This is a genomic window from Paraniabella hibiscisoli (genome assembly GCF_022512515.1).
In the GTDB taxonomy this organism is placed as follows: domain Bacteria; phylum Bacteroidota; class Bacteroidia; order Chitinophagales; family Chitinophagaceae; genus Niabella; species Niabella hibiscisoli.
Genome location: NZ_JAKWBK010000001.1, coordinates 2024533 through 2038835 on the forward strand (window position 1 = coordinate 2024533; position 14303 = coordinate 2038835).

The 14303-nt window shown below is 42.0% G+C and carries 19 protein-coding genes, 1 tRNA gene and 3 pseudogenes; 13 read left to right on the forward strand and 10 right to left on the reverse strand.

Annotated elements, in window-relative coordinates:
• Position 1: 1 nt before the first annotated feature.
• Positions 2-496: a hypothetical protein gene (locus MKP07_RS12800; RefSeq protein ID WP_240847543.1), complete on the reverse strand. Its 495-nt coding sequence runs from the start codon at positions 494-496 to the stop codon at positions 2-4.
• Positions 497-515: 19 nt separating this feature from the next.
• A pseudogene (locus tag MKP07_RS12805) lies at positions 516-638 on the reverse strand (DUF6496 domain-containing protein); the annotation flags it as partial.
• A 392-nt stretch (positions 639-1030) separates the two neighbouring features.
• Here MKP07_RS12805 and MKP07_RS12810 point away from each other — a divergent pair.
• The 6 genes from MKP07_RS12810 to MKP07_RS12830 all read left to right on the forward strand — a co-directional run bounded on the left by MKP07_RS12810 (position 1031) and on the right by MKP07_RS12830 (position 2701).
• A tRNA-Arg gene (locus MKP07_RS12810) sits at positions 1031-1105 on the forward strand.
• A 30-nt stretch (positions 1106-1135) separates the two neighbouring features.
• The gene (locus MKP07_RS12815; protein ID WP_240847544.1) at positions 1136-1372 is read left to right on the forward strand and encodes a GIY-YIG nuclease family protein; all 237 of its coding nucleotides are present in this window, start codon (positions 1136-1138) and stop codon (positions 1370-1372) included.
• The gene (locus MKP07_RS12820; RefSeq protein WP_240847545.1) at positions 1369-1713 is read left to right on the forward strand and encodes a GIY-YIG nuclease family protein; all 345 of its coding nucleotides are present in this window, start codon (positions 1369-1371) and stop codon (positions 1711-1713) included. Before MKP07_RS12815 ends, MKP07_RS12820 begins: the two co-directional genes overlap by 4 nt.
• Positions 1714-1880: 167 nt before the next feature.
• Positions 1881-2000: a GIY-YIG nuclease family protein gene (locus MKP07_RS42455; RefSeq protein ID WP_394803652.1), complete on the forward strand. Its 120-nt coding sequence runs from the start codon at positions 1881-1883 to the stop codon at positions 1998-2000.
• A gap of 129 nt (positions 2001-2129) precedes the next feature.
• A complete protein-coding gene (locus MKP07_RS12825) occupies positions 2130-2309 on the forward strand; it encodes a hypothetical protein (RefSeq protein WP_240847546.1) in 180 nt (59 codons plus the stop codon).
• Positions 2309-2701, forward strand: a complete 393-nt coding sequence (locus MKP07_RS12830) for a rhodanese-like domain-containing protein (protein ID WP_240847547.1) — start codon at positions 2309-2311, stop codon at positions 2699-2701. The genes MKP07_RS12825 and MKP07_RS12830 overlap by 1 nt, the downstream gene beginning before the upstream one ends.
• Before the next feature lie 51 nt (positions 2702-2752).
• Here MKP07_RS12830 and crcB read toward each other — a convergent pair whose 3' ends face one another.
• Both crcB and tpx read right to left on the reverse strand, forming a co-directional pair.
• Positions 2753-3121 carry a fluoride efflux transporter CrcB gene (gene crcB, locus MKP07_RS12835; protein WP_240847548.1) on the reverse strand — a complete coding sequence of 123 codons (369 nt, stop codon included), beginning with the start codon at positions 3119-3121 and terminating at the stop codon, positions 2753-2755.
• A gap of 82 nt (positions 3122-3203) precedes the next feature.
• On the reverse strand, positions 3204-3701 hold the full coding sequence (tpx, locus tag MKP07_RS12840; protein WP_240847549.1) for a thiol peroxidase: 498 nt from the start codon (positions 3699-3701) through the stop codon (positions 3204-3206).
• 335 nt (positions 3702-4036) lie between these two features.
• On the opposite strand from tpx, the gene MKP07_RS12845 reads away from it, so the two are divergent.
• The 4 genes from MKP07_RS12845 (at position 4037) to MKP07_RS12860 (ending at position 7188) form a co-directional block, all read left to right on the forward strand.
• Positions 4037-4894, forward strand: coding sequence for a MotA/TolQ/ExbB proton channel family protein (locus MKP07_RS12845; RefSeq protein WP_240847550.1), 858 nt, complete (start codon positions 4037-4039; stop codon positions 4892-4894).
• A gap of 76 nt (positions 4895-4970) precedes the next feature.
• Positions 4971-5627 carry an ExbD/TolR family protein gene (locus MKP07_RS12850; protein ID WP_240847551.1) on the forward strand — a complete coding sequence of 219 codons (657 nt, stop codon included), beginning with the start codon at positions 4971-4973 and terminating at the stop codon, positions 5625-5627.
• 28 nt (positions 5628-5655) lie between these two features.
• Positions 5656-6342 (forward strand): ExbD/TolR family protein, encoded by a 687-nt coding sequence (locus MKP07_RS12855; protein ID WP_240847552.1) that lies wholly within the window; start codon positions 5656-5658, stop codon positions 6340-6342.
• A gap of 15 nt (positions 6343-6357) precedes the next feature.
• Positions 6358-7188, forward strand: a complete 831-nt coding sequence (locus MKP07_RS12860; RefSeq protein WP_240847553.1) for an energy transducer TonB — start codon at positions 6358-6360, stop codon at positions 7186-7188.
• Positions 7189-7587: 399 nt separating this feature from the next.
• Here MKP07_RS12860 and MKP07_RS12865 read toward each other — a convergent pair whose 3' ends face one another.
• From MKP07_RS12865 to MKP07_RS42460, 5 genes and pseudogenes are all read right to left on the reverse strand, one after another.
• The gene (locus MKP07_RS12865; protein WP_240847554.1) at positions 7588-8610 is read right to left on the reverse strand and encodes a lytic transglycosylase domain-containing protein; all 1023 of its coding nucleotides are present in this window, start codon (positions 8608-8610) and stop codon (positions 7588-7590) included.
• A 110-nt stretch (positions 8611-8720) separates the two neighbouring features.
• A pseudogene (gene gatA / locus MKP07_RS12870) lies at positions 8721-10015 on the reverse strand (Asp-tRNA(Asn)/Glu-tRNA(Gln) amidotransferase subunit GatA).
• A 172-nt stretch (positions 10016-10187) separates the two neighbouring features.
• Positions 10188-10403 (reverse strand): Sec-independent protein translocase subunit TatA/TatB, encoded by a 216-nt coding sequence (locus tag MKP07_RS12875; RefSeq protein WP_114793086.1) that lies wholly within the window; start codon positions 10401-10403, stop codon positions 10188-10190.
• A gap of 153 nt (positions 10404-10556) precedes the next feature.
• Positions 10557-10952, reverse strand: coding sequence for a 50S ribosomal protein L19 (rplS, locus tag MKP07_RS12880; RefSeq protein WP_240847555.1), 396 nt, complete (start codon positions 10950-10952; stop codon positions 10557-10559).
• Positions 10953-10955: 3 nt separating this feature from the next.
• A pseudogene (locus MKP07_RS42460) lies at positions 10956-12418 on the reverse strand (multidrug effflux MFS transporter).
• Positions 12419-12476: 58 nt separating this feature from the next.
• Between MKP07_RS42460 and MKP07_RS12895 the strand changes: the two are divergent.
• Genes MKP07_RS12895 through MKP07_RS12905 form a run of 3 tightly spaced genes read left to right on the forward strand, consistent with a single transcriptional unit; the run spans position 12477 to position 13610 of the window.
• Positions 12477-12692, forward strand: coding sequence for a hypothetical protein (locus MKP07_RS12895; RefSeq protein WP_240847557.1), 216 nt, complete (start codon positions 12477-12479; stop codon positions 12690-12692).
• Positions 12693-12703: 11 nt separating this feature from the next.
• Positions 12704-13279 carry a hypothetical protein gene (locus MKP07_RS12900; RefSeq protein ID WP_240847558.1) on the forward strand — a complete coding sequence of 192 codons (576 nt, stop codon included), beginning with the start codon at positions 12704-12706 and terminating at the stop codon, positions 13277-13279.
• A gap of 43 nt (positions 13280-13322) precedes the next feature.
• Positions 13323-13610 (forward strand): hypothetical protein, encoded by a 288-nt coding sequence (locus MKP07_RS12905; RefSeq protein ID WP_240847559.1) that lies wholly within the window; start codon positions 13323-13325, stop codon positions 13608-13610.
• Here the strand turns inward: MKP07_RS12905 and MKP07_RS12910 are convergent.
• Complete coding sequence (locus MKP07_RS12910) at positions 13575-14291, reverse strand: hypothetical protein (RefSeq protein ID WP_240847560.1); 717 nt, start codon at positions 14289-14291, stop codon at positions 13575-13577. The two genes, MKP07_RS12905 and MKP07_RS12910, sit on opposite strands and share 36 nt — an antisense overlap.
• Positions 14292-14303 lie beyond the last annotated feature (12 nt).

Genomic DNA, 14303 nt, shown 5'->3' on the forward strand with positions numbered 1-14303 from the left:
CTTATTTCCTGTTATCCCAAAGAGGTTTTTTACCCGAAGGTTTTACGGATGTTTTAGCCTTAGAAGGATTTTGATTGCTATGGTAGGGGTCCTGTGCGGAAGCTTTGAAGTCTTCCGGCATATATTGCTGGTTAGGAGTACTGGCAGCAAAAACAGCCTCGTCATTTTCTGCTTCCGGGGTGACAATATTATTAACATCTGTATTGGTAACCTGTTCTTCACCTGAATTAGCAGATGTTGAACTAATGAACTCACCGGTGTCAGAGGTTTCTCCCGGCATTTTTGCTTTCGCTTTGGCAGGCTTTTCCCTGGTCTTTTTCGGCGATGCTGCTTTTGGAGCAGCGGATTTTACAGCCGATTTTTTAGGAGCTGCCCCGCCTGCCGGACGCCCGCCTGTACCGGTACGGGCAGGGGCAGGTTTTTTAGCGGGAGATTTTGCCGGTGTCGCCTTTTTCTTTGCTGCTGCTTTTTTAGTAGCGGCTTTTTTGGGCGCCACCTTCTTTGGAGCAGCCTTCTTAGGGGCGGAGCTTTTTTAGGAGCAACTTTCTTGGTAGCGGCTTTCTTTGCTGCAGTTTTTTTGCAGGTACTTTAGCGCCTTTTTCACGCGCTTCGGAAAGACCGATAGCTATTGCCTGTTTCTTACTGGTAACTTTTTTATCTGAGTTGCCGGAGGTAAGCGTTCCTTTTTCATTCTTTTTACTGCGCTCTTAACCGATTTTCCTGCAGCTTTTGAGTATTTAGCCATGATGTTGGAATTTAAGGGAGGTTAGAAAATGAATTAGAAGTGTTCTTTAGCAGTAAGAATTTCAAAAAACGTACCATTAATATATATACGATGTCCATTAAAATGCGCAGGAGTAACCTTTTTCGCTTAAATTTGCGCCCTGCTAAATGCAGCAGGCCTCGTAGTACAATGCCCGCCCGGCTGAACGCCGTTCGGATGGGGATAGTACAAGTTCCGACTCTGAATGTTTTTTTCGGACGGTATGAAGCTTTAACGCATCAATGGGGAGATGTTCTTCAAATTATTGGCCTCGTAGTACAATGGATAGTATAAGAGTTTCCGAAGCTCCAGATCCCAGTTCGATTCTGGGCGAGGCCACCAAAAACACCGCTTACTTTATATTATGCCTATGTGATAAAGAGTGTAGCCTTTGATTATTACTATAAGGGGCACTGTGCTGATTTAACCATACGACTTCAGGAGCATAATACAGGTAAAACGTCTTCTATTCGCAAGTATATCCCTTTTGTATTGGTATATTTTGAGCAGTTTGAAACCAGGCTGGAAGCTGTTGCTAGAGAAAAGTATTTCAAAACTGGCGCAGGCCGAAGATTTTTGAAGACTAAGCTAAAGGATAAGGAATCATGAGTTTCCGAAGTTCCGGATCCCAGTTCCCTGCCCGACTGCGTCATGCAGGCGTGGGATTCTGGGCGAGGCCACCAAAAACACCCCTTACTTTGTATTATGCCTATGTGATAAAGAGTGTAGCCTTTGATTATTACTATAAGGGGCACTGTGCTGATTTAGCGACACGACTTCAGGAACATAATGCAGGTAAAACGTCTTCTATTCGCAAGTATATCCCTTTTGTATTGGTATATTTTGAGCAGTTTGAAACCAGGCTGGAAGCTGTTGCTAGAGAAAAGTATTTCAAAACCGGCGCAGGCCGAAGATTTTTAAAGACTAAGCTAAAGGATAAGGAATCATGAGTTTGCGAAGTTCCAGATCCCAGTTCCCTGCCCGACTGCATTGTTCCGGCATAATCTTGAGCAATTATTTAAATCCTTAGGCCGGCGGGCCTGCCCGACTGCGTCATGCAGGCGTGGGATTCTGGGCGAGGCCACCAAAAACACCGCATGCTTTGTATTATGCCTATGTGATAAAAAGTATCTCCTTTAATTACTACTATAAAGGGCACTGCGCTGATTTAGCGACACGATTTCAGGAACATAATGCAGGTAAAACGTCTTCTATTCGCAAGTATATCCCTTTTTAGTTATTGCATTCTCCGGTGTTTTAAGCAACTGTTGCGTTTACACCTGCTCCTGCGTTTCCAGTTTAAAGTAAACCTGATTTTTAAACCAAGCTACAAAAACCTGATTTTCGTAGCCATAATTATTGCAATATGAATAAAAAACTATCTGTTCTGGCTTTGTCCTTGTTAGCCCTGGGTGCCATTGTTGTTATCTATTCCTGCAGTAAAAGCCATGCAGCGGAAAATGTAAATTATCCTAAAGCATTGGCAGACTATGGCGATTTTAAAGCTTTGGTGGGACAGGTGGAGGAGCACCGGCAAAAAGATTAGTGAACCTGAACGATTTTTTAAGAATGCAGAAAGAGCCCAACACAATTGTTTTGGACACCCGTTCTGCCAACCGTTATGCTGCCAGGCACTTGAAAGGCGCCATTTCGCTTCCTTTTACGGATTTTACACAAGCCAACCTGGCGCGGCTGATCCCCGATACTAAAACAAGAGTGTTGATCTATTGTAATAACAACTTTATGGGCGATCAGGTGAATTTTGCTACCAAAACGGCGGCACCGTCAGCAACTAATAATCATACACCGGTAACATTGGCCTTAAACATACCCACATACATTAACCTGTACGGCTATGGGTATGAAAATATCTATGAATTAGATGAGCTGGTTAATATGACTGATGGCCGGGTTCAGTTTGAGGGAGCGGTGAGATAGCATCGCTGTCTTAAAATTCATAAACCCGCATCATGGAAAGCTGCCGGAAAGTTATTTGGCTATAACCCATCCGGCAAATGTGGCCAGTAGACCTAACAGGAGACTTCCCAAAGTGTAGGCGAAAAAGTAGGTGTATTGCCCTTCTTTGAACAATGAGAATCCCTCATTTGAAAAAGTAGAAAAGGTAGTGTAGCCTCCACATACACCGGTAACCAACAGTAGTTTCCAATCCGAAGTGTCCGATGTTTGTTTGCTGAGAAAGCCTAACAGGACCCCTATCAGCAAGGAGCCCGATATGTTTACCAGAAAGGTCCCCAACGGAAATTGATTTTGCCACCATTTGCCTACCCAGGTTTGTGCAAGGTATCGGATTACGCTTCCGGCACCGCCACCCATAAATACCAATAAAGCCTCTTTCATTGTTTGATTTCTGATCATTCAAAGATATCCCAAAAAAGAAAACTCCCGGCTCGCGGGAGTTTTCAGTTGTTATAGTGGTGATTTATTTTAATGCAGATAATGCTGCTTCGTAGTTCGGCTCCTGCGCAATTTCAGGTACCTGTTCTGTGTAAACGATCTGTCCTTCTTCATTGGCAACCACTACTGCGCGGCTCAGTAAACCTTTCATACCGGAGTCCGCAATAGTAACACCATAATCAGCGCCAAAACTCCCACGGAAATCCGAGAGGTTTTCTACATTATTCAATCCCTCTGCAGCACAAAAACGCTTCAAGGCAAAAGGCAGATCCTTGGATACATTAACAACCACCGTATTGTCAAGAGAACTGGCTTCCTCATTAAATTTTCTTGCAGAAGCAGCGCAAATGCCGGTGTCTATGCTAGGGAAAATATTCAGCACTAATTTTTTGCCTTTATAGTCTGACAGGCTTTTTTCACTAAGGTCATCTTTAACCAGGGTGAAATCTTTTAACTGGCTACCCACTGCAGGCAATTCGCCTGTTGTATTCACTGCATTACCTTTTAATGTAATAGTCGACATATTTGCTTTTTTTGATTAATTGAGTATTTAAAATTACTTCGAACAAAAGTATTGTTAATTAAGGTTGCGCAGCTAACAGAAAAAACAAATTTGTATTGGTTATAAATTTCATATATTCATGCCAAAATAACGACGGCTATATTACAGACTGCAAGGCATTTGTATTAATTTAATGGTTATTAAATAACCATTTATAGGCATTAAATAATCATTAAACATTACTTCTTTAATCAGAAAAAAATAACAAAGAAAAATTTTGTTATAAATTATTTTTTGTTAGAATTGTAATCTATTTCACAAGCTTTAATATTTAAAAAACTAAAAAAACTAAGATCATGGCTGAAAATCAAGCTAAGCCGGTAGCGGCAGCAACGACATCTGTGCAACCTAAAAAGAGCAGTAACGCAATCTCCTGGCTCGCACCCATTTTGTGTGTAGTGGCAGGTTATAGCATTTGGAGATTTGGTATGGGTAATCCCGAAGGATTTAAGGCGCCTGACGCAGCAGGTGGTTTTTGGCCTCACCACGTTGGACCTAAAGGGGCATTTAACGCGATCTACGAAGGTGGTATCATTGTACTTCTTCTGATAGGAATGTTGTTAGTGGTTATCGTATTTGCAATCGAAAGATTCATGACCATCAGCAAAGCCTTAGGTAAAGGAAACATCAGCAACTTTATCCGTAAAGTACAGTATCACCTGGCTAATAAAAATGTTGACGCAGCTATCGCTGAGTGCGACAAACAAAAAGGTTCTGTAGGTAATGTAATGAAAGCTGGTCTTCGTCGTTATAAAGAAATGATTAACGAAACTGGTTTGGAAACTGAACAAAAAGTAGTTGCTATCCAGAAAGAAGTTGAAGAAGCTACAGCTCTTGAGCTGCCGATGCTTCAGAAAAACCTGGTATTCCTTTCTACTATCGTATCTGCTGGTACACTTGTAGCGTTATTAGGTACGGTAATGGGTATGATCCGTTCTTTCGCAGCATTAGGTGCGTCTGGAGGCGGTGGTGATTCTTCTGCTCTTGCGGTAGGTATCTCTGAAGCCCTTTATAACACAGCTATTGGTATCGGTACTTCTACATTAGCATTGATTTTCTACAACATGTTAACTACACGGATCGATAGTATCACTTATGGTATCGACGAGTCTGGATTTACTTTAACTCAGTCTTTTGCTTCTTTGTACAAATAATAAGTGTAACAAAGACGAAAGTTGATTTTATGGAAATTCCGGATTAATTCGTCTCATATCAAAATAATTATTCAATATGCCTAAACATAATATAGCCAAAAAGTCGACTGATACGGACATGACGCCCTTCGTGGACATCGCATTCCTTATCCTGTCGTTCTTTATCATGGCTACTAAGTTTAAACCGGCTGAGGCAGTTCCCATTACGACCCCTAATTCGGTTTCATCTCAAAAATTACCGGAGAATGATGCGGTAATGATCAGCATTGATAAAGATGATAAAGTATATTTCTCTATCATGGCTCAAAAAGATCCGCAACTGGCGAGAGATATTATTAAAGCTGCAGCACAGGCGAGAAATATTCCTGTAACTGATGCACAGGTTGCTGGTTATTTCCCTGGCGATATGATCGGTGTTCCTTTCAACAAATTAGGAGCGTTCCTTGCATTATCGGCAGATCAGAAAAAAACATACGTTCAGGAAGGTGTACCTGTAAAAGATTCTGCTAATAACGAATTGTATTACTGGATCGCTGCTTCTCGTAGCGTTTTTGCAGGTCAGCCTTTAAAGTATCTGATTAAAGGTGATAATGTATCCAAATACCCTGCTTTTAAAGCAATAATTGACGCTTTAAAGAAAAATGATGAGCAGAAGTATAACCTGGTTACTATGCCTGAGGGTGCTCCGTCAGGAACTGAGTTGTGGGTAGAGCGCAACACCAGCAAAAAATAGTTTTTAATTTTTTTAAACAGAATTAGTTATGGCAAGTTTAGATACCGGCGACGGTGGCGGACATAAAAAAGGCCCCGGCGTTAAGAAAGCCAAGAAGCTAAGCACAAGGGTAGACATGACGCCGATGGTGGATCTCGGTTTCCTGTTGATCACCTTCTTCATATTCACTTCTACCATGAGCTCTCCAACAACAATGGACCTCAATATGCCGAAGGATACGGATAAGAAAGAAGAGGAAACTAAGGTGAAAATGTCAGGTGCGCTTACTATCATGGTCGGCAGAGACAATAATATCTTTTACTATGAAGGAGAGTTGACCAACGAGAATGCCAGCCAGGCATTTAAGTCTTCAACAATCAAAGACATAAGAGATATCATTATCAAGAAAAAGAAAGAGGTGGAATCAAGGTATGTTACCGATGCCGCTTGCGAAGCAAAAGCCCAGGCAGATGGTAAAGATCCCAAAGATTGTCGGCAGAAAGACTTCTTTGTATTGATCAAACCAACTGAAGAGGCGAATTATAAGAATGTAATTGATCTGTTGGACGAAATGACCATTAATAAAGTAGCACGCTACGCATTATTGGAGCCATTCGACACAGAGAAAGAGCTTATTAGTGTATCGCAAGGTGCAGCACCGGCAGCAGCAGCGCGGCGCAATAAAAACCTGATGTTAGTTGTGTGGAATTTTCCGACACCCGCATCTTATAATTAACAAATTAAAAGAACAATGGACGCCAATAAAATTTTAAGTACCGACTTCTTGGACCTTCTGTTTGAAGGCCGCAATAAGAGTTACGGCGCCTACGAACTTCGTAGAAGCTATAACAAAAGATTGTGGACTGCCCTCGGTGCTACAGGTCTTGGCTTCGCTTTAATTGCAGGAGGTATATTCCTGAAAAGCCAGATGAAGCCGCCGGTAGATGAGGATGCAGTAAAGATCAATGAAGTTACTATACAACAGATCGAGCAGGAGAAGCCGGAAGAGCCGCCACCTCCGCCACCACCGCCGCCGCCCAAACAGGCACCGCCTCCAAAAATTGAAATGAAGGCGTTTACACCTCCTAAAATCGTAAAAGATGAGGAAGTAAAAGAACCACCACCTGCGGTTGAAGAGCTGAAAGAAACCAAAATTGGTACGATCAGCCAGGAAGGTATCAAAGATATCGGTATAGTTACACCACCTGCAGCAGCAGATGGAGGTAAGGGTCTCGTTGAGGCTAAACCGGTTGAAAAAGAGCCTGAAGTGTTTACCAAAGTGGAGGTTGATGCAAAATATCCTGGTAACTGGCGTTCTTTCCTCGAAAGAAACCTTGATGGCCAGGTTGCTGTTGACAACGGAGCTTCTCCCGGAACTTATACTGTAATTATCCAGTTTATTGTGGACGTTGCAGGAAACGTAAGTGATGTAAAGGCATTAACAAGCGTTGGTTTTGGAATGGAACAGGAAGCTACGAGGGTAATTAAAAAGTCTGGTAAATGGAATCCGGCCATTCAAAATGGTAGAGAAGTAAAGGCCTATAGAAAGCAGCCGATTACTTTCCAGGTTACAGATCAATAATTTGTACAGTATTCAAAACAACCAATATTTAAACCCGTCTTTTTAAGGCGGGTTTTTTATGTGCCTGCTATTTTTGAATTGAAGAGGAGGTAGAGGCTTGTTTACATCAGGGACGAGTACCCTGTTTTTAGGAACCTTAATTTGCTTCTTTGATAACAACAGAGATCTCTGATATTCATTTATTATTGCTTATCTATGCCATTTCAAGTAATTGATGGAAGATGGACAATTTTGTTGGAGCATACTGTGCAACGCGGACTCTTGAGAAGATTGAAGAATAAGCAGGGTAAAAGGGGATTGGCTTATCTGTGGTGCCAAATGAGCTGGCATTTGAGGAGGATGGTAGGGAAATAAAAAACCGCCTCAAAGGCGGTCTAAAGTTTATTATTACGAATAATGCTAGTTTCTATATTCAGGATTAATCAGCATTTGAATAGATTCGTTCAGCATCTCATTTTTCTTAGATAAAAATAAATCCATCTTCTCTAAAGGTAATTTGAGCTGGTAAGTAGCATTGGAAGCGAGTACCTTATCCATACTGGGATTTAGGCTGCTGAATTCTTCCAGGCTCATCTCCAGGTGCTTTATAATAGCTTTCGAATTATAACGGCCACTAATGGTTTGCACTTTTACGTCTTTGTGCGTTACTTCATCCTTAACGGTTGCCATCATTGCAAGCGCCTGCTGTTTGGAAACAGTTGTGATTCCGCCTTCACCTTCCATTATATAATGGGTTGCAATAAATTTTTTAACATGGTTACGGCTTTCGGTAGGTAAATGATACTGGAGTTTCCAGAAATCACTGCTACCTGCTTTAGCAATAGCCGAGTTAACCCGGCCTGGTCCGCAATTATAAGCAGCAACTACCAATAACCAGTCTTCATAAATATTAAACAGGTAATTGAGGTATTTACTCGCCGCTTTGGTACTTTTCAGGTAGTCTCTTCTTTCATCCACACCACGGCCAACACGTAGTCCCATTGTAGTGGCCGTACCGGGCATAAATTGCCAGGGACCTACCGCACCTACCCATGATACAGCAGAAGACTTTAAATTAGATTCAATTACCGCGAGATACTTTAATTGTTTGGGGATATTATTCTGTGTAAGAATATCATCCATCATATCAAAATAAGGCTTGCCCCAGGCCTGCAGCTCTTTTAAGTCCTCGGAGTATTTTTCCATATAATCCTGAACAAAGCTAAGCGCCTGCGGATTCAGGTGTTCCATGCTAACACCGTTTAGTGTGTTTGCTTTGGTTGATGAATTACCAGAGGCTTCGAAGAGATTTTTGAAACCGCCTTTAGGATCTGCTTTTTTAATAGCTTCGGCATTATTATTGACTCCGGAAGATATTACCAAAGGGCTTATTTGCCCGAAAGAGAGATAAGACAGAGAAGAAAAAGAATCACCATTCCGCAATGCTTCACCACCAGTTTTTTATTAATCATTCTTTGTAAAATGTTTTTTAAAAAAGGTCAATTAAAAGTCTATGGTTTGGTTGTAGTAGTTATTCGAATTCTTAATAACGTTTAATTCTCTAAAATATTGTTGCAAAACGAAAGCAAAGATAATTCATTAAAATGAGCAGACATCAGTTGCAGGCCAAATGGCATTTGATTGCCGGGGTGGGAGAACAAGGGCACTGCAATACCGGGTACACCGGTTAAATTGGCTATAACTGTGTAAATATCAGCGATATACATAGCCACAGGATCCTCCATTTTTTCGCCGATCTTAAAGGCGACAGAGGGTGAAGTTGGTAAACAGAGGAAATCGAAATCGTTGAAAATCAACGATAATTTATTTGTTAAAGTTCTCCTTACTTTTTGGGCCTGGGTGAAATAGGCGTCGTAGTAGCCGGAACTTAATACGAAGTTCCCGAGCATTATTCTTCGCTTCACTTCCCACCCAAAACCCTGCGAGCGGTTTTCTTTGTAAAAAGTATCAAGGTCGGTAATAGTCTCTTTATTGGCTCTAAAGCCATATTTTACGCCGTCATATCTGGAAAGGTTAGAAGTAGCTTCGGCTGTTGTAAGAATATAATAGGCCGGAACGATATAGTCAAGCAGGTCGAAATGCACTTCTTCAACGGTATGGCCCTGACTTTTCCAGTCTTCAAGCTTATTTTTTACGGCTTTTGAAATTTCAGGATCCAAACCCGGATGAGACAATGCTTCGGGGAAATACGCGATCTTATATTTTTGCCGGTTTCCAGCTGCTTAGAATAAGCCGGAACTGGCTTCTTGGACACCGTACTGTCAAATTCGTCAGCGCCAGCCATTACTTCAAGCAGGAGGGCCGCATCTGCAACGGTAGTAGAAAAAATACCTATTTGGTCAAAAGACGAGGCGTAAGCGATCAAACCGTAACGGGAAATGCGCCCGTAAGTAGGTTTTAAACCAATGATCCCGCAAAAATCTGCCGGTTGTCTCACCGAACCTCCGGTATCGCTTCCCAGCGAAACCATGCAAAGTCCTGCTTGTACGGCAACTGCCGATCCGCCCGAAGATCCACCTGAAATACGCGTTTCATCTGCGGCATTTAATACCTTTCCGTATACAGAGTTTTCGTTGGTAGATCCCATTGCAAACTCATCGCAGTTCAAACGCCCGATAATAATTGCGCCTTCTGCTAATAGTCTTTCCACAGCAGTTGCCGAAAATATCGAGGTGAATCCTTTGAGTATGTTGGAAGCGGCAGTTAACTCATGCCCCTTATGGCAGATAACATCCTTAATGCCTATCACAACCCCGTGTAGTTTACCTTGTGGGGTTGCTAATTCGTCCAGCTCTTTTGCACGGCTTCTTGCTTCTTCGGCATACACTTCTACAAAAGCATTTAACTGCTTTTGGGCTTCAATTTTTTGAAGATAAGTTTCAACAGTAGATAAGCAAGATGTTGTACCCTCTTTTAAGTCCTGATGGTACCGGGCAATAGAAATGAAATCTGGCAAAAGGATGGCTTTTGTAAGTCAGGAAAAAATATGGAAGAATAGTTTATTCGGCTCTTTTAGGTTCGCTTGTGATAGAGTTTGCGCTTTCTTCTATTTCTTTTTTAACATTGTCCTTAGCATCGTTAAACTCGCGCATACCTTTACCTAAACCTCTCATCAATTCAGGAATTTTACGACCTCCGAATAACAGCAGCACAATTACCAGTATAATGATGATTTCATTTGTACCCAAAGCGCCCAATAGTTGAATTTGTGTCATGATCAATAAAAATTAGTTATCAAAGATACGAGAAGAATACAAAAGCAGATGTGAACTTGTTTAAAAAATCGGCAATCGTATTTATTTAAAGAAGGTAAAGTAACAAAAAATCCCGCCGTTTGGGCAGGATTTTTATTAATATCATTAGTTGAATTATGCTTTTTCTGCAGCAGCTTTCTTCGCACTTTTAGCGCCAACAGCCATACGTTTTTCACGGATACGTGCGCTTTTACCGCTTCTTTCTCTCTGGTAGAACAATTTAGCCCTGCGAACCTGGCCAACTTTGTGTAATACAATAGAGTCGATATTAGGAGAAGTAAAAGGGAATAATCTTTCAACACCTACGCCGTCAGAAATTTTTCTAACTGTGAAGGATGCAGTAGCACCGCTACCTTGTATTTTAATAACGTCTCCTTTGAAAGACTGGATACGTTCTTTATTTCCTTCTATAATTTTATAGTTTACAGTAACATTATCACCTGCTTTAAAAGCTGGAAATTGTTTTGTCTGTGTCAATTGCTCGTGAACGAAAGCTATCGCGCTGCTCATAACTTATTTTTTTAAGGACTGCAAAGGTAGGGAGAAAATTTGAAATTTTAATAGAAGTTCTATAAGTTTTTCTTTGAGTGCAATATTATAACTCAGAAAGCATGTCAACCGAACTTTTTCTACTTCAGCTTTACGTGCGCGATAACGCACAATGCCTTTTCCCGTTAACAATATCGTAAGTGCAGTTAAAGCACAGAAGCCCATCACCAGCCCGAGTGGTGTGGCTGTTTTGTCGTGAAAGACGCTGACCATAGCCGAAGAAAGTGCTCCTGTTGCCATTTGAACACAGCCTAAAAGTGCGGAGGCGCTACCGGCATTTTGATCAAAAGGCGCCAACGCAAGTGCGGAAGCATTGGGAAAGGTAAATCCCTGGCAAGCCAGGAAAATGCTGCATAATATAATACTGCTCGTCATACCCCACCAGTTGTAAGCAAAGCCAACGAATAGTAAAATGCCGGCGCAGGTTTGGAAGAATATGGCTCTGGGTATGATTTTTTCGCTGGATGTGACCCTTAGGATCTGTGCGTTTATTTGCGTTGCCAGAATAAGTGCACCGGCAATCATCGCAAATATCCAGCCGTATAGTTTTTCGCTGGCTCCAAAAACCTCCATAAACACATGTGGAGACCCGGCTACATAAGCGTACAAGCCTGCTGCTGTAAAGGCGCTGGCAAAAGTATAGATTACAAACTGGGGCTGTTTAAAAACGTCGGCAAATCTTCTGAGTATAGCGGGTGGCGCCAGGGAGTAATCCGGAGAAGGTTGTTTACTCTCCGGTAACAGGAAAATGCACAACAGTAAAATAAGAAATACAATAGCCAGCAAAATGATAAATACATAGCGCCAACCGATAGCCGCAGTTACATACCCCCGATAGTAGGGGCCAATAGCGGCGAAACTCCAATTACGAGCATGAGCAGCGAAAATACTTTTGCACTTTCTTTTACATCGAAAAGATCGCGCACCATGGCACGGGAGGCAACCATGCCGGCACAACCTCCCAGGGCCTGCAGAAATCTGAAAACAATCAACATGTTCACTGAAGTAGCAACTGCACAACCGAGAGATGCCAGAATATAGAGGCTAAGGCCAAAATAGAGCGGCTTTTTACGCCCGTATTTATCTAATAGCGGCCCGTATAATAACTGCCCTGCGGAGATGCCAATAAAAAAACTAGACAAAGTGAGTGATATATTGCTGACATCAGTTTGCAGGTCTTTGGCGATATTAGGAAATCCCGGTAGGTACATATCGATAGAAAATGGTCCGATTGCACTGAGGAGGCCTAAAAGGAGTATTTTTAAAAACTTATTATTATTGCCCTTCATAAAATGAGATATGTGTTTGGGGCAAGCAAGAGTATGTATAAAATGAGCAGCGAAGCTAAGGCAATTTTTGGTAAACAGGAACTGCTGTAGTTTCGTGTGGCAAGCTATATTCTGTTGAAAACTGGCATTATACCCCATTTATTGTTATGTGTAACGCAGTACACCTATATTTTTGCAGGGATTAAACAACTTTTTCATGCGTGTGCTGCTAACATTCTTTCTGGTTGGTTTTTGGGGAAATACTGTATTGGGGCAGAACCCGTATATCGATTCTTTGGTCCTGCGTATTAGTGGTCTACAGGCGACAGGAGCCGACACGAACTACCCGGTGGGTATATTCCCTTCACAAAGAGCTTATTTGCCCGGGCGAAAACCTCCGAAGGAAGATGATAATATATTTTTACGGGGCTAATTGCCTGGACTTTGAATGATATAAAGGAAGAGTTATCCGAAAAGAACCGGACAATTGTAGCTGCCATGACCGGAAAAGCAACTGCTAATTACTACAGGTACCAAAATAAAGATGGCAGGCCGGTATATAATTTCTGGCAAACCCAACCATCGAGACATTTTCCTAATAGCCGCTATTTTTCTCAACGCAGGAAATACATAATACCCGATGACCTGGATGATACTGCCATATTATACTTATCTGCCGATTTTAGCGATAGCCTGAAACTGGAAGTGAAGAAGCTGATGGCTGAAAATGCCAATGGGCAAAAGAGAGGGATCAGGAATACCTTTAGACGTTATAAAAAAATACCGGCTTATTCTACCTGGTTTGGCAAAAACATGCCGGTGGATTTCGATATCTGTGTGCAGGCGAATGGTATGCGGTTTGTATTGGACAATCAATTGGCATTGAACCGGTATGATAGTGCTACCATCCGTTTGATGACGGATATGGTGCTCGACCGTAAACATATTAAACGCCCGCACTACATTCCCCGCATTACCAGAACACTGCTATTATTTTATACCACCTGGCCCGCCTGGTAGCAGCGCACCCCGGCATAATTTATTGGCTACATTAAAGCCGATATTGATCAAGGATCTGAAAGCAGAGATGCAAAGGGCTGATAATGAAATGGAGCTTGTTTTACTGCAAACGTCGCTTATAAAACTGGGAAAAATTCCGGGAGAAAAGATAGTTGTTTCCCGCAAGGATTGGGACCGTTTTTATTTCTTCGTGGCTAATATGACTTCGGTATTTCCTAATCCTGTAAAAGGGATTTTTGCCAATAGCAGGAAAACGAATTTCTTTTACAGGTCGGAGGCGTATTATCAAACACTGTTACTCGAAAATGAACTGTGGCGGCTGAAACGATAACCGGCCTGGCTTATTGATTAAATAATTGCTGCTTTTTTCTGCTTTTTCCGTATCTATACTTTCCCTCATTTCCCTGAATTCGTTACGTTCGGGTTGAGGTTCGCCAATATAAGCCAGCAGCGATTTTTTCACATGTCCTTTCTTTGCCTGCTTATAGGCGTCTTTATTTTCTTTTACCAGTTCAATGATATCACCTTTAGTGGCTATCCTGAATTTATCTTTTTCCTTAATGAATACCATTTCATCGTCGCCCTCGGCCTGGTAAAACTGTTCTACATTCCTGTTGAGCTTGGTGAGCCAGTATTTATTGTCAAAGTTGATGAAAGCCTCCATTCCTCCGCGTCCGTTGCGGCTCAGTTGTTTTACCTGGGATGGTGTGTAAGTCAGTTCTTTTCCTTCAGGCGTTTTAATCTCTACAACACACAGATCATTTTTAAATTTTATAGTGCCGCTTCCTGTGATGGTAGTGCCATCCTTCAACTCTGCACTAAAAAAATTACCCGATGGCGCATTTTTAAACTGCCCGTTAGGTGGATCGCCCGGCCTGTCTCCGGGGCTTCGCATACCGCCACCGGCCCCACCTCCTCCCGGACGTCCTCCACCCATGCCACCGCCGCCAAATTGTGCATGCAGGGTTGATAGAGTGAGAAGGCTGATAACCAACGGGAGAAAACGCTTCATTGGAAAATTTTT